General features: G+C 61.1%; 18 protein-coding genes and 1 pseudogene. 11 read left to right on the top strand and 8 right to left on the bottom strand.

The window, feature by feature from the left end:
- Positions 1 to 62: 62 nt before the first annotated feature.
- The 4 genes from fabF to fabD all read right to left on the bottom strand — a co-directional run bounded on the left by fabF (position 63) and on the right by fabD (position 3,649).
- Positions 63 to 1,325, bottom strand: a complete 1,263-nt coding sequence (fabF, locus tag RGR602_RS06625; protein ID WP_039844456.1) for a beta-ketoacyl-ACP synthase II — start codon at positions 1,323 to 1,325, stop codon at positions 63 to 65.
- Between the two features lie 88 nt (positions 1,326 to 1,413).
- Positions 1,414 to 1,650, bottom strand: coding sequence for an acyl carrier protein (locus RGR602_RS06620; RefSeq protein WP_022714691.1), 237 nt, complete (start codon positions 1,648 to 1,650; stop codon positions 1,414 to 1,416).
- A gap of 286 nt (positions 1,651 to 1,936) precedes the next feature.
- A complete protein-coding gene (gene fabG, locus RGR602_RS06615; protein ID WP_039844455.1) occupies positions 1,937 to 2,674 on the bottom strand; it encodes a 3-oxoacyl-[acyl-carrier-protein] reductase in 738 nt (245 codons plus the stop codon).
- A gap of 30 nt (positions 2,675 to 2,704) precedes the next feature.
- Positions 2,705 to 3,649, bottom strand: a complete 945-nt coding sequence (gene fabD, locus RGR602_RS06610) for an ACP S-malonyltransferase (protein WP_039844454.1) — start codon at positions 3,647 to 3,649, stop codon at positions 2,705 to 2,707.
- 200 nt (positions 3,650 to 3,849) lie between these two features.
- Here fabD and RGR602_RS06605 point away from each other — a divergent pair, with 200 nt between their 5' ends.
- Complete coding sequence (locus tag RGR602_RS06605; RefSeq protein ID WP_039844453.1) at positions 3,850 to 4,893, top strand: aldo/keto reductase; 1,044 nt, start codon at positions 3,850 to 3,852, stop codon at positions 4,891 to 4,893.
- A 62-nt stretch (positions 4,894 to 4,955) separates the two neighbouring features.
- On the opposite strand, the pseudogene RGR602_RS38125 reads toward RGR602_RS06605, so the two are convergent.
- Positions 4,956 to 5,200, bottom strand: a pseudogene (locus RGR602_RS38125) (plasmid stabilization protein); the annotation flags it as partial.
- Positions 5,201 to 5,532: 332 nt separating this feature from the next.
- Here RGR602_RS38125 and rpsF point away from each other — a divergent pair.
- The 4 genes from rpsF to rplI all read left to right on the top strand — a co-directional run bounded on the left by rpsF (position 5,533) and on the right by rplI (position 7,993).
- Positions 5,533 to 5,994 (top strand): 30S ribosomal protein S6, encoded by a 462-nt coding sequence (rpsF, locus tag RGR602_RS06595; RefSeq protein ID WP_039844451.1) that lies wholly within the window; start codon positions 5,533 to 5,535, stop codon positions 5,992 to 5,994.
- A 13-nt stretch (positions 5,995 to 6,007) separates the two neighbouring features.
- Positions 6,008 to 6,256 carry a 30S ribosomal protein S18 gene (gene rpsR, locus RGR602_RS06590; RefSeq protein WP_004680498.1) on the top strand — a complete coding sequence of 83 codons (249 nt, stop codon included), beginning with the start codon at positions 6,008 to 6,010 and terminating at the stop codon, positions 6,254 to 6,256.
- Positions 6,257 to 6,418: 162 nt separating this feature from the next.
- Entirely contained in the window at positions 6,419 to 7,393 is a 975-nt protein-coding gene (locus tag RGR602_RS06585; RefSeq protein ID WP_407692050.1) for a DUF2232 domain-containing protein, read from the top strand.
- Between the two features lie 21 nt (positions 7,394 to 7,414).
- Positions 7,415 to 7,993: a 50S ribosomal protein L9 gene (gene rplI / locus RGR602_RS06580; protein ID WP_039844450.1), complete on the top strand. Its 579-nt coding sequence runs from the start codon at positions 7,415 to 7,417 to the stop codon at positions 7,991 to 7,993.
- Between the two features lie 77 nt (positions 7,994 to 8,070).
- Here the strand turns inward: rplI and RGR602_RS06575 are convergent, their stop codons facing one another.
- The gene (locus RGR602_RS06575) at positions 8,071 to 8,514 is read right to left on the bottom strand and encodes a MarR family winged helix-turn-helix transcriptional regulator (protein ID WP_039844449.1); all 444 of its coding nucleotides are present in this window, start codon (positions 8,512 to 8,514) and stop codon (positions 8,071 to 8,073) included.
- A gap of 316 nt (positions 8,515 to 8,830) precedes the next feature.
- Here RGR602_RS06575 and RGR602_RS06570 point away from each other — a divergent pair, with 316 nt between their 5' ends.
- Both RGR602_RS06570 and alr read left to right on the top strand, forming a co-directional pair.
- Positions 8,831 to 10,327 (top strand): replicative DNA helicase, encoded by a 1,497-nt coding sequence (locus tag RGR602_RS06570; protein ID WP_039846699.1) that lies wholly within the window; start codon positions 8,831 to 8,833, stop codon positions 10,325 to 10,327.
- A 105-nt stretch (positions 10,328 to 10,432) separates the two neighbouring features.
- Positions 10,433 to 11,593: an alanine racemase gene (gene alr / locus RGR602_RS06565; protein WP_039844448.1), complete on the top strand. Its 1,161-nt coding sequence runs from the start codon at positions 10,433 to 10,435 to the stop codon at positions 11,591 to 11,593.
- An 8-nt stretch (positions 11,594 to 11,601) separates the two neighbouring features.
- Here alr and RGR602_RS06560 read toward each other — a convergent pair whose 3' ends face one another.
- A complete protein-coding gene (locus RGR602_RS06560; protein WP_039844447.1) occupies positions 11,602 to 12,237 on the bottom strand; it encodes a LysE family translocator in 636 nt (211 codons plus the stop codon).
- 141 nt (positions 12,238 to 12,378) lie between these two features.
- On the opposite strand from RGR602_RS06560, the gene radA reads away from it, so the two are divergent.
- From radA to RGR602_RS06540, 4 genes are all read left to right on the top strand, one after another.
- Positions 12,379 to 13,782 carry a DNA repair protein RadA gene (gene radA / locus RGR602_RS06555; RefSeq protein ID WP_039844446.1) on the top strand — a complete coding sequence of 468 codons (1,404 nt, stop codon included), beginning with the start codon at positions 12,379 to 12,381 and terminating at the stop codon, positions 13,780 to 13,782.
- Between the two features lie 97 nt (positions 13,783 to 13,879).
- On the top strand, positions 13,880 to 14,518 hold the full coding sequence (locus RGR602_RS06550) for a CvpA family protein (protein WP_039844445.1): 639 nt from the start codon (positions 13,880 to 13,882) through the stop codon (positions 14,516 to 14,518).
- Positions 14,519 to 14,691: 173 nt separating this feature from the next.
- Positions 14,692 to 16,182: an amidophosphoribosyltransferase gene (gene purF, locus RGR602_RS06545; protein ID WP_039844444.1), complete on the top strand. Its 1,491-nt coding sequence runs from the start codon at positions 14,692 to 14,694 to the stop codon at positions 16,180 to 16,182.
- Positions 16,183 to 16,273: 91 nt separating this feature from the next.
- The gene (locus RGR602_RS06540) at positions 16,274 to 17,014 is read left to right on the top strand and encodes an SDR family NAD(P)-dependent oxidoreductase (RefSeq protein ID WP_039846698.1); all 741 of its coding nucleotides are present in this window, start codon (positions 16,274 to 16,276) and stop codon (positions 17,012 to 17,014) included.
- Positions 17,015 to 17,017: 3 nt separating this feature from the next.
- Here the strand turns inward: RGR602_RS06540 and RGR602_RS06535 are convergent, their stop codons facing one another.
- Positions 17,018 to 17,767 (bottom strand): glycoside hydrolase family 25 protein, encoded by a 750-nt coding sequence (locus RGR602_RS06535; RefSeq protein WP_039844443.1) that lies wholly within the window; start codon positions 17,765 to 17,767, stop codon positions 17,018 to 17,020.
- Positions 17,768 to 17,784 lie beyond the last annotated feature (17 nt).

Below are 17,784 nucleotides of genomic sequence, written 5' to 3'. Positions count from 1 at the left end.
AAACAGGTAGGCCACCCTCGCGAAAGGTACTTGCCCGTCCTCCGTCCTGTCAAAAACCGCCTTCAGGCAGTATAGCGGCGCAGCACCAGCGATGCATTCGTACCGCCGAATCCGAAGGAATTCGAGAGCGCAACATTGATTTCTCGCTGACGAGCCTTGTGCGGGACAAGATCGATCGCCGTTTCGCGCTCGGGATTATCGAGGTTGAGCGTCGGCGGAGCGACATTGTCGCGGATCGCAAGCGTCGCGAAGATCGCCTCGATGGCCCCGGCTGCGCCCAGCAGATGGCCGGTCGCCGACTTGGTCGAAGACATCGAAATCTTCGATGCCGCATTGCCGACCAGACGCTCGACGGCGCCAAGCTCGATCGTATCGGCCATGGTCGACGTGCCATGCGCATTGATATAATCGACATCTGCAGCCGTCAGTCCGGCGCGCTTCAGCGCCATGGCCATGCAGCGCTGCGCCCCGTCACCGTCTTCCGCCGGCGCAGTGATGTGGTAGGCGTCGCCCGAGAGGCCATAGCCGACGATTTCGGCGTAGATCTTCGCGCCACGCGCCTTGGCATGTTCCAGCTCTTCGAGAACGATGATACCGGCACCTTCGCCCATGACGAAGCCGTCGCGGTCGCGATCGTAGGGACGCGATGCTTTCTCAGGATCGTCGTTATGCTGCGTGGAAAGCGCCTTGCAGGCAGCAAAGCCCGCAAGCGAGATGCGGCTGACCGGCGATTCCGTCCCGCCCGCGACCATGACATCGGCATCGCCGAGCGCGATCATACGGGCAGCATCACCGATGGCGTGCGCGCCAGTCGAGCAGGCGGTGACGACCGAGTGGTTCGGCCCCCTAAGCTTGTGGCGGATCGAGACCTGGCCGGATACGAGGTTGATCAGGCGGCCGGGAATGAAGAAGGGCGAGATGCGGCGCGGGCCCTTATCGCGAAGCGTGTAACCCGCCTCGACGATACCCTCGATGCCGCCGATGCCGGAGCCGATCAGCACGCCGGTCGCGATCTGGTCCTCGTCGTTCTCTGGATGCCAGCCGGCGTCATTCAGCGCCATGTCGGCAGCGGCCATGCCGTAGATGATGAAGGGATCGACCTTGCGTTGTTCCTTCGGCTCCATCCAGTCATCCTGGTTGAAGGTGCCCTCTGTACCATCACCAACCGGAATGCGGCAGGCAATCTTGGCAGGGAGATCGTCCACCTCGAATTCGGTGACAAGGCGGGCGCCGCTGCGGCCGGCGAGCAACCGCGACCACGTCACTTCAGTTCCGCATCCCAAGGGTGATACCATACCGGTACCTGTGATGACGACCCGTCTCATCGACAGCTTCCCCGCCTGTTCTTTTGCTAAAGCAATGCACAAACAAAAAGGGCGGACTCATGGCCCGCCCTTTGAAAATCACACAGGATTAAGCCTGGGCCTTTTCAATGAACTTTACTGCGTCGCCGACCGTGAGGATCGAGTCTGCTGCGTCGTCTGGAATTTCTACGCCGAATTCTTCTTCGAAGGCCATGACCAGTTCGACCGTGTCGAGCGAGTCAGCGCCCAGATCGTCGATAAAGCTGGCGCTCTCGACAACCTTCTCGGCATCGACGCCAAGATGATCAATAACAATTTTCTTTACGCGTTCTGCGATATCGCTCATGTCGGTTTCCTCGACCTTATATCCTGATGAGAATGCCTTCCGGCATCCCTACCCTGGTTCAGCCTTCGGCGCCTTTTCGGCACTTTCAGCAAACTCGTTAGCCCGGCTCTCTAAGATGTTCCCCGCTGGCAAAACGCCCGCCGGTCCGCCTTGTTTCCCGGAACGACTGTGACAGTCATGGCCCGCTTAACACGGTTTATGTCTGCCGCAAAGCCTGAAAATCAACCCTGTTCCATTGCTCAACACGCTATTCCGCCGAAAAACGCAAACAGGGCCAGTTTCTGTTTCAGATCATGGCCATGCCGCCGTTTACGTGCAGCGTCTGACCCGTCATGTAGGCGGCTTCGGAGGAGGCGAGATAGGCAACGGCGGACGCCACTTCGCCACCCGTGCCCATGCGTTTCATCGGGATTGCGCCCATGATCGCTTCCTTCTGCTTGTCGTTCAGCTTGCCGGTCATGGCCGATTCGATGAAGCCCGGCGCGACGCAATTGACGGTCACGTTGCGGGTCGCGATCTCCTGGGCGAGCGACTTGGTGAAGCCGATCATGCCGGCCTTGGAGGCGCAGTAGTTCGCTTGACCCGGGTTGCCGGTGACACCGACCACCGAGGTGATGTTGATGATGCGGCCGTAGCGACGGCGCATCATCGGATGCGTCAGCTCGCGCGTCAGGCGGAACATCGCTGTCAGGTTGACCTCGATGACGTTATCCCAGTCCTCGTCGCTCATCCGGACGAAGAGGCCGTCCTTGGTGATGCCTGCGTTGTTCACCAGAATATCGACACCCTCGAGCTCGGCCTCGGCCTTGACGCCGAGTGCCTTGACCTCGTCACGGTCGGAGAGGTTTGCCGGGAATATCTTGACGCGGTCGCCAAGCTCGTTTGCCAGCGCTTCGAGCTTTTCGACGCGCGTGCCGTGAAGGCCGACGACGGCGCCCTGTTTGTGGAGAATGCGGGCGATTTCCTCGCCGATGCCGCCAGATGCACCGGTGACGAGCGCCTTGCGGCCGGAAAGATCGAGCATGGATGCGTTCCTTATATCTGGTGAAACCAATCAGGCCATGAGGGCGGCGACGGCCGCGTCGATATCGGCGGGCGTATTGACGGCAATGCCGTTCACCGTCTTGTCGATGCGGCGCGCAAGGCCGGTCAGCACCTTACCAGAGCCGAGTTCATAAAGCGTCGTGACATTGTTTGCGGCAAACCATTCCACCGTTTCGCGCCAGCGGACCTGGCCCGTGACCTGCTCGACGAGAAGCCTGGCTATCTCATCGGCGTCTGTCACCGGCGCGGCGCGAACGTTGGCGATCAGTGGCACGACCGGGTTGGACTTTGAAACGCCCGCGAGCGCTTCGCGCATCGCCTCGGCAGCCGGCGCCATCAGTGAGGAGTGGAAGGGAGCGGAAACCGGTAGAAGGATCGCACGCTTGGCTCCCTTCTCGGTTGCCAGTGCCGCGCCTTTTTCGACTGCGGACTTTTCGCCGGAGATGACGATCTGGCCGCCGCCGTTATCGTTGGCGATCTGGCACGCACCAGCGGCCGACGCAGCTTCGCAAACGGCCACGACATCGGCATGTTCCAGCCCGATGATCGCCGCCATGGCGCCAACGCCGACCGGAACGGCAGCCTGCATGGCGTTGCCGCGAATACGCAGTAGACGCGCGGTTTCGGCGAGTGAGAAAGTGCCGGCGGCGCAGAGTGCGGAATATTCGCCGAGCGAATGACCGGCAACGTAGGACACCTTCGACTTGGGGTCGAGACCCTTTGCCTGAAGGACACGGACCACCGCAAGCGATACCGCCATCAGCGCCGGCTGGGCATTGGCCGTCAGCGTCAGCGTATCTTCCGGCCCTTCGAACATGATCGTTGAAAGCTTTTCGCCGAGCGCATCGTCAACCTCTTCGAAGACGGAACGGGCCTCGGAAAAATTTTCCGCGAGTTCCTTGCCCATGCCCACGGCCTGGCTTCCCTGGCCGGGAAATGTGAAAGCGACGGTCATCTAATGTCCCTTATTATGTCAATTTGGACTATTTCGCCTCCAATTGACGTTCTTGCGGGCAGAGTCAATAGCGCTGCCAGGGTCTCCAGAGCCTTCGCAGGCGCGAAAAGCCGCGATTTTTTCCTTGCGCCTGGTCAATTCGCGCCTAAATTTGCGCCGCCCTCCCCGGCTAGCTCCGCTCTTCCGTTTTCAAGGTTCCCATGAAGTTTAATAGATTAGGCCGCACCGATATTTCCGTTTCGCAAATCTGCCTCGGCACCATGACGTGGGGCACGCAGAACACCGAAACCGAAGCGCACGAACAGATGGATTACGCCGTCGAGAAAGGCGTCAACTTCTTCGATACCGCCGAGCTTTACCCGACAACTCCCGTTTCGGCGGAAACACAGGGGCGCACCGAGGACTATATCGGCAGCTGGTTCGCAACGACCGGCAAGCGCAACGACATCGTGCTGGCGACAAAGGTCGCGGGGCCTGGACGCTCCTATATCCGGGGCGGGGAAGGTGCCGACGCCAAGAATATCAAGCTTGCCGTCGAAGCGAGCCTCAAGCGGCTGCAGACCGATTACATCGATCTCTACCAAATCCATTGGCCGAGCCGTGGGCATTTCCACTTCCGGCAGAACTGGCATTACGACCCCTTCAAGCAGGATCGGGCAAAGGCTGTCGCCAACATCACCGATATCCTCGAGACGATGGATATGCTCGTGAGGGAAGGCAAGGTGCGCGCCGTCGGCCTGTCCAATGAAACTGCATGGGGCACGCAGAAATACCTGACGCTCTCCGAGCAGAAGGGCCTTCCACGCATCGCCAGCATCCAGAACGAATACAGCCTGCTCTACCGCCACTTCGACCTGGATATGGCGGAACTGTCGCATCACGAGGATGTCGGCCTGCTCGCCTATTCACCGCTTGCGGCTGGCCTGCTGACCGGAAAATATCTGGATGGCGTCAGGCCGGAAGGATCGCGCGCTACGATTAACGGCGATCTCGGCGGCCGGTTGCAGCCGCTGCAGGAAGCGCCCACCAGGGCCTTTGTCGAGATTGCAGCGAGGCACGGACTTGATCCGGCAGCCATGGCGCTTGCCTTCTGCCTCACCCGCCGCTTCATGACCTCTGTCATCATCGGCGCAACGACGATGGAGCAGCTGAAGATCGATCTGAGCGCGGTCGAGGTGAAACTCCCGAGCGACGTCCTCTCCGAGATCGAAAAGGTCCACAGGCAATATCCGATGCCGCTGTGACGAGCGCTGCTGACTTCGCATAAACCAAGCCCGGAACATCTGCTTCCTGCGGCTGCGGAGAATTAAAGGTCTATCCCCTTGTGAAGACTGCGTCCTTCCTTGATGAACGCTTCCAGATCGGTGCCTGTCGCATGCCTTTCGGCCAGGCGCTTATAGAAAGCCGGGCCGGGTTCCGGGCTGGCCTGTCGGATCTCATCGAATTCGAAAGCGCTCACGACTATATCGGCGACAGAACGGTTTTCACGGTGCGCAAGCCCGTGGAAAAGATTATGGGCCTGGCACTGCGAGCAAAAAGCCGAGGTTTAGCCGTGGAAAACTCCTTTCTGACGTAGAAGAATTTGCCCTCAAGATGACTGTAACGGCAAGATGGCCCTGTCTAATTGTATCCGAACGCTTGCCTTTCGCCGAAAAATCCGTATAAGCGCCCCTGTTCGCAAACCCGGTCTTCTGGCTGGTGGCTGAACGGAGGGCCGGTTTCTTTGGAAATCGTTCGGAACGGAAGCGTTCCAGCCTCCCGTGTCTCCGCTCTCGACCGTCTCGGAAACGCTTTCTTGCCTGGGTTCAGCCCAATCAGGAGCAGTCGTTGAGGCTTAGCCGCCGAATATCGGGTTGAACCAACGCAAGAAAGGCAAAGCTGTCATGGCTCTTTATGAACATGTATTCCTTGCCCGGCAGGATATTTCCGCTCAGCAGGTCGATGCCCTCGTAGAACAGTACAAGGGCGTGATCGAAGCTAACGGCGGCAAAGTCGGGCGCATCGAAAACTGGGGTCTTAAGTCCCTCACCTACCGCATCAAGAAGAACCGCAAGGCTCACTACGCCCTGATGGACATCGATGCACCGCCAGCTGCCGTCCAAGAAATGGAACGCCAGATGCGCATCAGCGAAGATGTGTTGCGTTACATGACCCTTGCTGTCGAAAAGCACGAAGAAGGCCCGTCTGCCATGATGCAGAAGCGCGACCGCGACGACCGCGGCCCGCGTGACGGCGCCCGTGGCCCGCGCGAAGGCGGTTTCGACCGTGGCCCGCGCCCGCCGCGCGAAGGTGGCTTCGGCGACCGTGAAGACCGTCCGCGCCGTCCGCGCGAAGACCGCGTATAAGGAGATTTGAGATATGTCTGAAGCTTCCTCCGCTCCGGTCCGCCGCCCGTTCCACCGCCGCCGCAAGACCTGCCCGTTCTCGGGCGCGAATGCTCCGCGGATCGACTACAAGGACGTCCGTCTTCTGCAGCGTTACATTTCCGAGCGCGGCAAGATCGTTCCGTCCCGCATCACGGCTGTTTCGCAGAAGAAGCAGCGCGAACTCGCCCAGGCGATCAAGCGCGCCCGCTTCCTCGGCCTGCTGCCGTACGTCGTAGCTTAATTTGCTATCGCGGCCCTCTGGTCCCAAACCAGGGGGTCGCATCCCTTCCGCGGTGGGCGCGGATCGGAATCCTGAAAACCCATGTTGAGGCGGGTTTTTCTGAATTTGATTCAGGATACATCCTCTAACTGCTTGATGAAGCAGGACAGCGACGTGACCAAAATGAACTTCAAGAGGCTGCTGACCGGCGCGCTCGCCGGATTGACCGCCGCGCTCCTCGCGCTCGGCGCGAGCGCCCAGTTGTCGTTCAGCGCCCTGCTCTACGCCGCTTCCGCCCTGCCCATCCTTCTCGTGGGCCTCGGCTGGGGCAATGCCGCGGCAATCTCTGCCGTTTTCACCGCTGCCGCCTTCGGTGCTGCGGCCGGCTCTCCGACTTTCGCGCTGATGATGACGCTGGTGACGCTGATTCCCGCCGGCTGGATCAGCCACCTGGCAAACCTTGCGCGCCCCGCCGCCGAGCTCGGCGGCCCGGAACACCTGACGGCCTGGTATCCGCTCTCCGACATCCTGCTGCATCTCTGCGGCCTGGTGACGCTCGCCGTCATCGTGACCGGCTACATGATCGGCTATGGCCCGGAACTTATCGGCCAGATGGTCGATGCACTTTTCGGTTCCTTTGCGCAGCAACAGCCGGATTTCACATTCAATGACACGGCCACCGCGCAGACCAAGTCGCTGCTGCTCCTGATGCTGCCCGCCATTCAGGGCGCGATGTGGGTGCTGATGCTGTTTGCGGCCTACTATATCGCGGCACGCATCGTGAATGCGTCCGGCCGCGCGCTTCGCCCGCGCGAGGACATTCCGTCCGCGCTGCGCATGAACCGCAACGCGATCTTCGTCTTCCTCGCTGGTCTTGCCGCCACCTTCTTCGGCGGCGTTCCGGCGATGATCGGAGCAACTGTCGTCGGCACCTTTGGCGCCGGCTTCCTGCTTTCCGGCTTCGCCGCGCTGCATTTCCGCACGCGCGGCAAGGACTGGCGCCTGCCGGCGCTCGTCCTCTGCTACCTGGCATCGATCGTTCTGATGCTGCCAGCGTTTTTCATTCTTGTCGTCGGTCTGTCCGATACGCGCAAGGCGATTGCCCTGACCCCGAACAAGAATGCCGATGCCCCTCAATCCACAGACAAGAAAACCTAGAGACACGAAAGGAAAACAAAGATGGAAGTCATTCTTCTCGAGCGCATCTCCAAGCTCGGCCAGATGGGCGAAACCGTCAAGGTTCGCGACGGCTTTGCACGCAACTACCTCCTGCCGCTCGGCAAGGCACTGCGCGCCAACGCCGCCAACAAGGCCCGTTTCGAATCCGAACGCGCAACGCTCGAAGCCCGCAACCTCGAGCGCAAGTCGGAGGCCCAGAAGGTCGCCGACGTCCTTAACGGCAAGTCCTTCATCGTCGTTCGCTCTGCCGGTGAAACCGGCCAGCTCTACGGCTCGGTTGCTGCCCGCGACGTCGTTGAAATCCTGGCCGCCGAAGGCTTCAACATCGGCCGCAACCAGGTTCACCTGAACACGCCGATCAAGGCGATCGGTATCCACAAGGTCGAACTGCAGCTTCACGCCGAAGTCGAAATCCACGTCAATCTCAACGTTGCCCGCTCCGCCGACGAAGCCGAGCGACAGGCAAAGGGCGAGACGCTCACCTCCGTCGACGCGATCTACGGCGTTGATGAAGACGCCCTTCGTGCGGAAGACTTCTTCGATCCGGATGCCGACGGCAACGCCGAAGACGAAGCATAAGCTTCGCACGTTTACTTCACAAAGCAGAAGCCCGGCTCCAGGCCGGGCTTCTTGCGTTTGTCAATTGGCCGCGGTTGTCATTGCCCGCGAACTGCGAGCAGGTTTGCCTGCATGGCGCGGATGACGCTCAGCGTCGTCCTCAAGTCACTTTCGGAAATGCCGGCGACGACCCGGGCGCGCACGTCTGCGGCAAGATCCTCGACCTCGCCGGCGACGGCCCTTCCCGCATCCGTCATGTAGATCTCCTTGGCGCGGCGATCGGAACCGGCGACACGGCGTTCAAGGAAGCCTTGCGCCTCCATCGCGTCCAGGATCCGGACCAGCGTCGGCGTTTCGAGTTCCAGCCGTTCGGCCAGTTCTCGCTGATTGATGCCGTCCTTCTTGTTGAGCGTAAAAAAGACTCGCGCGCGCGGCAGTGTCATGTTTCTCTCACGCACTAGGGAATCGAACGTCGCTCTCAATTTTCGGGTAAACGCAGCGATGTCCTCAATGAGTTCCCGCCTGAGAAGCATATTCCCCATAGATTCCCCATTATTTAGTTAGCGCACTAATTATATTTCCTCTGTCTAATCGACTTCAGAGGTCTTTTCAAGTGCCACGCTCAAGGCATTCAGGCTAAAATGTTCTCGGTTGGAATGAGTCGCGGTTTTTATGCCGTGTCCTCAAGGTGACATCGGCAATATTTTCTCCCTGGCGGCCATCAGCGCTGTGGAGAAGTCGAACAATGTGCAAAGCGTTGCGGATTTCACGACAGGCCCAAGGCTGTTGCTGAGCTGCACTTGCATTTGCCTTGGCGAGCCTTCAAATCCGGGAACGGAAAAGACAGAACGGATCAAGATGAACGACGCCGCGCGAAAGATTGCCGCCGTTGCTCCAGCAGAGCAGCACTACCGCGAAGCACCCAACAACATCGAAGCCGAGCAGGCGCTTCTGGGTGCCATCCTCATGAACAACGACGCCTATTACCGGGTGTCCGACTTCCTAAAGCCGATCCATCTCTATGAACCGCTCCACCGCAAGATTTTCGAGGTCGCGGGCGACATCATCCGTATGGGCAAGATCGCCAATCCGGTGACGATCAAGACCTTCCTGAAGGCCGACGAGAAGGTCGGCGACATGACGGTCTCCGAATATCTCGCGCGCCTTGCCCGCGAAGCCGTGACAATCATCAACGCCGAGGACTACGGGCGCGCGATCTACGATCTGGCGCTGCGCCGGGCGCTGATCACCATCGGCGAGGACATGGTCAACATCGCCTATGACGCACCGCTCGACATGCCGCCGCAGACGCAGATCGAAGATACCGAACGCCGCCTCTTCGAGCTTGCCGAAAACGGCCGCTATGACGGCGGCTTCCAGGCCTTCAACGACGCCGTGGCGCTGGCGATCGACATGGCGGCAGTCGCCAAGGAGCGCGACGGCGGCCTCTCGGGCATTTCGACCGGCATCCATTCGCTCGATTCGAAGATGGGCGGACTGCAGCGCTCCGACTTGATTATCCTTGCCGGACGCCCGGGCATGGGCAAGACCTCGCTTGCAACCAATATCGCCTACAATATCGCCGCCGCCTATGAGGGCGAAGTCCAATCCGACGGCAGCATGAAGGCGAAGAACGGTGGCGTCGTCGGCTTCTACTCGCTCGAAATGTCGTCGGAACAGCTCGCCACCCGCATCATCTCCGAGCAGACGGAAGTCTCCTCCTCGAAAATCCGCCGCGGCGACATCAACGACGCGGACTTCGAAAAACTCGTCGCCTGCTCGATGATGATGCAGAAGGTGCCGCTTTACATCGACCAGACCGGCGGCATCTCCATCGCCCAGCTTGCCGCCCGCGCCCGGCGGCTCAAGCGCCAGCGCGGCCTCGACGTGCTGGTTGTCGACTACGTGCAGCTGATGACCGGCTCGGGTAAGTCGAACGAGAACCGCGTCCAGGAAATCACCCAGATCACCACCGGCCTGAAAGCCCTCGGCAAGGAACTGAACGTTCCGATCATCGCGCTCTCACAGCTTTCGCGTCAGGTCGAAAGCCGCGACGACAAGCGCCCGCAGCTCTCCGACCTGCGTGAATCGGGCTCGATCGAGCAGGACGCCGACGTCGTGCTCTTCGTGTTCCGCGAGGAATATTACGTCAAGAACATGGAACCCCGCGATCCGGCCGATCCGAAATATGCGGAGTGGGAAGGGCTGTTCGACAAGGTGAAGGGCACGGCGGACGTCATCATCGCTAAGCAGCGTCACGGCCCGACCGGCACAGTAAAACTTGCCTTCCAGGCGGAGTTCACGCGCTTTGCCGACCTCGCCGACCCGTCCTTCATCCAGTACGAGGAACACTGAGCCGTTCCGGTTTCCTGCTGCAGTGCGGCCGTGGACTTCCTATTGACCAAATTGACCTTTAGACTGGCCGGAGACTCATCTCCGGCCATTTTTTTATGTGGATTCATGACTGAAATTTCCGCCGCCTCCGAAGAAGACAGGTTTGCTTCCGCCGGCATGCGGCTGATTGTCGACCTGACTGCGCTGACGGAAAACTGGCGGGACATGGCACGGCGCTCCAAAAGGGCGCGCGCATCCGCGGTGGTGAAGGCCGACGCCTATGGCATGGGCATCGAGGACGCTGGGGAAGCGCTCTACATCGCGGGCGCCCGCGACTTCTTCGTCGCAACGGTCGATGAAGGCGTGACGCTGCGCCTCTACGCGCCCGATGCGCGCATCTTCGTGCTCGCCGGCATCTGGCCAGGCACTGAACGACGCTTCTTTGAAAACGACCTCGTGCCGGTCATCTCCTCCGAGGAGCAGCTCGCCTTTTGGATGGCGGTGCTATCGGAGTATGGCGATTACCCTTGCGCGCTGCATGTCGATACCGGCTTCAACCGGCTCGGCCTTCATATCGACGAAGCGCTTGCGCTGGCTGATGACGTCTCCCGCCCGGCCAGCTTCGCCCCGGTTCTGGTCATGAGCCATCTCGCCTGCGGCGACGATCCTTCATCGCAGATGAACAAGCAGCAGCTCGAATCATTCCGCAAGGTTAGCGCCGCATATGAAGGTATCGAATCAAGCCTCGCAGCATCCGGCGGCATCTTTCTCGGCGAGGATTATCATTTCGACCTGACGCGCCCCGGCATTGCCATCTACGGCGGCGAAGCGGTGAGCGGCATGGCGAACCCCATGCGGCCGGTTGCGACCGCGCAGGCCCGCGTGATCCAGGTCCGCACCGTGCGCGCTGGCGAATCCGTGAGTTACGGCCGGACGCTGAGGCTTGACCGCGATAGCCGCCTCGCCGTCGTTTCCGCCGGTTATGCCGACGGCTACATGCGCAGCCAGTCGAGCGGCGGCATCCCGCTTCGCCAAGCCGTGCCGCAGGGCGGCCAAGGCTTCTTTGAGGGCTACACCGTGCCGGTCGCCGGGCGCATCACCATGGACCTTTCCATCTTCGATGTGACCGACCTACCGGAAAACCTCATTCGTGCCGGCGATTACATCGAGCTCTTCGGCAGGAACATCCCCGTTGACGATGCGGCACGGGCGGCAGGCACGATCGGCTACGAGATGCTGGCAGGCGTCGGGTTGCGGTATGAGCGAAAATACGTCAGCGAAGAATGAGGTCCGGCTCAGCGGCTTGTCAAAGCGAGCCGCACGCCGAGGGCAACGAACAGCGTGCCAAGCCCGCGATCGAGCCAGAGGCCGACCCTCCTGTTGCGTTTGATCAGATCGGCAAGCCGCCCTCCAGCCAGGATCAGCGGCGGCTCTATGAAGGCGGCCACGACGATAATCAGCCCACCGTGCACGCAAAGCTGTAGCCAGGCAGGCCCGGCGCCTTCGACGACGAACTGCGGCAGGAAGGCGAGAAAGAAGATCGCAACCTTCGGGTTGAGCAGCGAAACGAGCACGCCTTGCCGGTAGATCCGTCCTGAGCCCGGCCTTTCGCCTGTCGCCTTGACGAAGCCGCCTTCGCCGCTCGACCGCAGGGCCTGGATGCCGAGCCAGACGAGATAGATCGCGCCGATCCACTTCACTGCCGAGAAGGCAACGGCAGAGGCGGCAAGTACCGCCGAAAGGCCGAAGGCTGCGAGAAGCGCGTGCAGGCATGCGCCGGTCCAGATGCCGAAGACAGCCGAAAAGCCGGCACGCGTACCGCTCTTGATCGTATGGCCGAGGATAAAAGCCATATCCGGACCCGGCGACAGGTTCAGAAGCACGGCGGCGGTGAAGAAGGCGATCCAGTGGGCGAGCGAATAATCGAGCATTGGCGATCCCTCAGATGATCCTTCCATGCTGCCACCTGGGCGCCTGATGGGAAAATCATTAGTTTTGATCGGTCCCGCAGGCCATTATCTAGGGCAAACCTGATTCGGGCGCGCCGTCGCTCATGGACGAAAGCATCATTGATGGCCAAGGCCAGGACACAATTCATCTGCCAGAGCTGCGGCACGATCCACAACCGCTGGGCGGGCAAATGCGAAAACTGCGGCGAGTGGAACACCATCGTCGAAGAAGATCCTATGGGCGGGATTGGCGGCGGACCGGCAAGGACGCCGAAGAAGGGCCGCCCGGTGACGCTGACGGCGCTTTCCGGCGAGATCGAAGAAGCGCCGCGCATCCATACCGGCATCTCGGAACTGGACCGGGCGCTCGGCGGCGGTTTCGTGCGCGGCTCGGCGGTGCTCGTCGGCGGCGATCCCGGCATTGGCAAGTCGACGCTGCTGATGCAGGCAGCGGCAGCGCTTTCGCGCCGCGGCCACAAGATCATCTACGTCTCGGGCGAAGAGGCCGTGGCGCAGGTGCGGCTGCGAGCCCAGCGCCTGCGCGCGGCCGATACTGACGTGATGCTTGCCGCGGAGACCAATGTCGAGGATATCCTCGCGACCCTCGCCGACGGCAAGCGGCCGGACCTCGTCATCATCGACTCGATCCAGACGCTCTGGAGCGAACTGGCGGAATCGGCGCCCGGAACGGTCACGCAGGTGCGCACCGGCGTGCAGTCGATGATCCGCTTCGCCAAGCAGACGGGAGCGGCCATGGTTCTCGTCGGCCACGTCACCAAGGACGGCCAGATCGCCGGTCCGCGGGTGGTGGAACACATGGTCGACGCCGTGCTCTACTTCGAAGGTGACCGCGGCCATCACTACCGCATCCTGCGCACGGTCAAGAACCGCTTCGGGCCGACCGACGAAATCGGCGTCTTCGAAATGTCCGACGGCGGCCTGCGCGAGGTCGGCAATCCATCTGAACTTTTCCTCGGCGAGCGCAATGAAAAGTCGCCGGGAGCGGCGGTCTTTGCCGGCATGGAGGGAACGCGCCCGATCCTCGTCGAAGTGCAGGCGCTGGTAGCGCCGACATCGCTCGGAACGCCGCGCCGCGCCGTGGTCGGCTGGGATTCCGCCAGACTTTCGATGATCCTTGCGGTGCTCGAGGCCCATTGCGGCGTTCGGCTCGGCCAGCATGACGTCTATTTGAATGTCGCCGGCGGCTATCGTATCAGCGAGCCGGCGGCTGATCTCGCCGTCGCATCCGCATTGGTTTCCTCGCTTGCCGGTATTGCTCTCCCGGCTGATTGCGTCTATTTCGGCGAAGTCAGCCTGTCGGGGGCCGTCCGTCCGGTTGCGCAAACCCCTCAGCGCCTCAAAGAAGCCGAGAAGCTGGGATTTTCTGCAGCGCTGCTTCCGTCAGCATCCGTCGATTTGCCGAAGGGTTCGGGCGGACGCTGGAGCGAGATCGACAGCCTGCCGGATCTGGTCGTGCGCATTGCCGGATCCAAAGGTGCGCTACGACGTGTGGAAGACGAGGTTTGATCCTTTCATTGCCATGAACGGTGATGATATAGGATTCACACGAATGAGGCCCGACCGAACCGTATCACCCACGCGGCGGTCCTGGAGTTGAATTTATATGCCCATCACGATTTTCGACGGTATTGTCATCGGCGTCGTCCTATTCTCCGCCGTCCTGGCGATGGTCCGCGGCTTTTCGCGCGAGGTGCTGTCAATCGCAAGCTGGGGCGGCTCGGCTGCCGCTGCCTACTACCTCTATCCGTACCTCGTGCCTTACGCGAAGAGGTACACCGATGATGACCGCATCGCGATCGTCGGCTCCGCCGCCGTCGTGTTCCTGATTGCGCTGATCGTCATCTCGTTCATCACCATGAAGATTGCCGATTTCATCATCGACAGCCGGATCGGCGCGCTCGACCGCACTTTGGGCTTCCTCTTCGGCGCGGCACGCGGCATACTGCTTCTGGTCGTGGCAGTGGCCTTCTGGAACTGGCTCGTCGATGCCGATCACCGGCCCTCTTGGGTGAACAACGCCAAGTCCAAGCCGTTCCTTGACTCGATGGTCGTAAAGCTGCAATCGGTCCTGCCTGAAGAATTCGCACAGATGGTGAAAGCCAGCGTGCTCGAGAAGGTTCAGCCGCCGGCCGAAGGCACGCAAGGCAGCAATGCACCGGCCGGCGAACAGGCCCCGGCGGATGATACAGCGCCTGCAGGTGGCGCAGCCCCGTCGGGCGGCGCGCAGCCGCAGTCGAATTGACACAGTGTTCAACAGCTTGACCTGCCGCGTGGCAATTGCCATTTGAGCGGGACGTGACATAAGGGTCCGGCCGGGCATTTGCTCTGCCGGGCCCCCGCCGTTTAAAATGCCTGAATCCGGCATCATGCTATGGAAAAGCCGATCCATTCTTGTGAGAGCAAAGGCCCGCATCAATGAACCAGTCCCATTCCTCCACGATCAACGACGAACTCGATGGAGATACACTCCACGAGGAATGCGGCGTCTTCGGCATTCTCGGCCATCCCGATGCAGCAACGCTGACGGCTCTGGGGCTTCACGCTCTCCAGCACCGTGGACAGGAAGCGGCCGGTATCGTCACCTTCGACGGCCGCCAGTTCCATACCGAAAAGCGCATGGGGCTCGTCGGCGACCACTATACCGATCCTGCAACGCTCGCGAAGCTGCCAGGCTTCATCTCCATCGGCCACACGCGCTATTCGACGACGGGCGAAGTGGCGCTCCGCAACGTCCAGCCGCTCTTTGCCGAACTGGAAGTCGGCGGCATCGCTGTCGCCCATAACGGCAACTTCACCAACGGCCTGACGCTTCGCCGTCAACTGATCGCCGACGGCGCGATCTGTCAGTCGACCTCGGATACCGAAGTCGTCCTCCACCTGATCGCCCGCTCCAAACAGGCCTCCTCCTCCGACCGCTTCATCGATGCGATCCGCCAGATGGAAGGCGGTTATTCGATGCTGGCCATGACCCGCACGAAGCTGATCGCCGCTCGCGACCCGATCGGCATCCGTCCGCTCGTCATGGGCGAGCTCGACGGCAAGCCTATCTTCTGTTCGGAGACCTGTGCGCTCGACATCATCGGCGCCAAATACATCCGTGACGTCGAAAACGGCGAAGTCGTCATCTGCGAAATCCAGCCGGACGGCTCGATCACCATCGACGCGCGCAAGCCCGAAGCGCCGAAGCCGGAGCGTCTCTGCCTCTTTGAATTTGTTTACTTCGCTCGCCCTGATTCCGTCGTCGGCGGCCGCAGCATCTATGTCGCCCGCAAGAACATGGGCATCAATCTCGCCAAGGAAGCCCCGGTCGATGCCGATGTCGTCGTGCCGGTTCCGGACGGCGGTACGCCGGCAGCGCTCGGTTACGCTCAGCAGAGCGGCATTCCTTTCGAATACGGCATCATCCGCAACCACTATGTCGGCCGTACCTTCATCGAGCCGACACAGCAGATCCGCGCCTTCGGCGTCAAACTGAAGCATTCGGCCAACCGGGCGATGATCCAAGGCAAGCGCGTCGTCCTCGTCGACGATTCGATCGTGCGCGGCACCACATCGCTGAAGATCGTCCAGATGATCCGCGACGCAGGCGCGAAGGAAGTCCATATCCGCGTCGCAAGCCCGATGATCTATTTCCCGGACTTCTACGGCATCGATACGCCGGACGCCGACAAGCTGCTTGCCAACCAGTACAACAGCCTGAAGGCGATGTGCGATTACATCGGCGCGGATTCGCTCGAATTCCTCTCGATCGACGGGCTTTATCGTGCGGTCGGCGGGGAAGATCGCAACAACGACAATCCGCAGTTCACCGACCACTATTTCACCGGCGACTACCCGACACGCCTGCTCGACAAGGAAAGCACGAGCAACGTGCGCAAGCTCGCCGTGATGGCCAGCAACGGCTAAGGGACTTCAAACCTGAATGAACGCCGGCGCCTCCTCTTCCCCTCATCAGGGTGGGATGCGTTTGCGCGCAACCGACACGGACGACACGATCATGACCATCGACCTCAAAGACCGCATCGCACTCGTCACCGGTGCATCGCGGGGCATCGGCTACTTCACGGCGCTGGAACTGGCAAAGGCCGGAGCCCACGTGATCGCCTGCGCCCGCACGGTCGGCGGCCTCGAGGAGCTTGACGACGCGATCAAGGCTGCCGGCGGCAGCGCCACACTCGTGCCCTTCGATCTTGCGGATATGAACGCCATCGATGCGCTCGGCGCCTCGATTTTCGAGCGCTGGGGCAAGCTCGACATCCTCGTTGCCAATGCCGGCGTGCTCGGCGTCATCTCGCCGATCGGCCATATCGAGGCAAAGACCTTCGAGAAAGTGATGAACATCAACGTCACGGCCACCTGGCGGCTGATCCGCTCCGTCGATCCGCTGCTTGCGCGCTCGCACGCCGGCCGCGCCGTGATCATCTCGTCGGCTGCCGCTCACAAATGCCGGCCTTTCTGGGGGCCCTACTCCGCGTCGAAAGCCGCGGTCGAGGCGCTCGCGCGCACCTGGGCCGGCGAGAGCCGGTCGACGGCTCTTCGCATCACCAGCGTCGATCCCGGCGCCACCCGCACCGCCATGCGCGCCCAGGCCGTGCCCGGCGAAAATCCCGCGACGCTGCCGCATCCTTCCGAAGTCGCCAAGGCGATCCTGCCGCTCGTCGGCCCGGATGTAACCGAGACAGGCAAGCTCTTCATCGTCCGCGAAAACAGGCTTGTAGATTACCGGCTGCCGGAATAAGGGCTACCGGCCGGCTGTTTCAGCAAACAGCGCCGCAAGCCCCGTTTCCGTGGGGCAGAGCGCGTTGAGGTCAACCGGCCCCTCGATGCCATCGATTTTGCCGTTGTCGGCAAACTGCCATATCGACCAGCGGCCGCATTTTTCCTGCTCTGGTTCTTTGAATAGGCTGCGCAGCCAGAGATAATGATCCGGGAAGCTGGATTCGTTGCCTTTCAGATATCGGTCGAAGAATTCCTGCGTGACGTAGAATATCGGCTTTTCCGGATATGCGCTCTTGATCTCGGCCAGGAAGGCGTTGACCTCGGCGGTCAGCTGCTCGACCGTCGGAACTTTGTCGCAGTTGCCGACAAATTCGAGATCGATCGCGATGGGCAGCGTGCCCTGCTCTTTGGGAACAGTCGCCATTACGTTTTGCGCCTGCTCACGGCCCGGACGGCAAAAGGTGAAGAAGTGATATGCCCCGCGCACGATGCCGGCCTCTTTTGCGGCCTGCCAGTTCCGGGCAAATCGTCTGTCCTTATGATCCCCGCCCTCTGTCGCCTTCATGATGGCGAAGCGGACATTCAGTTGAGCGGCGAGCTTCTTCCAGTCGATGTCGCCTTGATGGTGGCTAACGTCGATGCCCTGGATCGGATAGTCCTTGATGGACGGATGATTGAAGCGGACCATGCCGAAATCGTAAGCCAAATAAGAAGCGGATGCGACCGCTAGAATCGCCGCACCGACGACGGCTCGTTGAACAGCTTTCTTCACTGATGCTCTCTCGCTCC

The sequence above is a fragment of the Rhizobium gallicum bv. gallicum R602sp genome (assembly GCF_000816845.1).
Taxonomy (GTDB): domain Bacteria; phylum Pseudomonadota; class Alphaproteobacteria; order Rhizobiales; family Rhizobiaceae; genus Rhizobium; species Rhizobium gallicum.
This window is presented reverse-complemented; position numbering and strand designations above follow the sequence as displayed.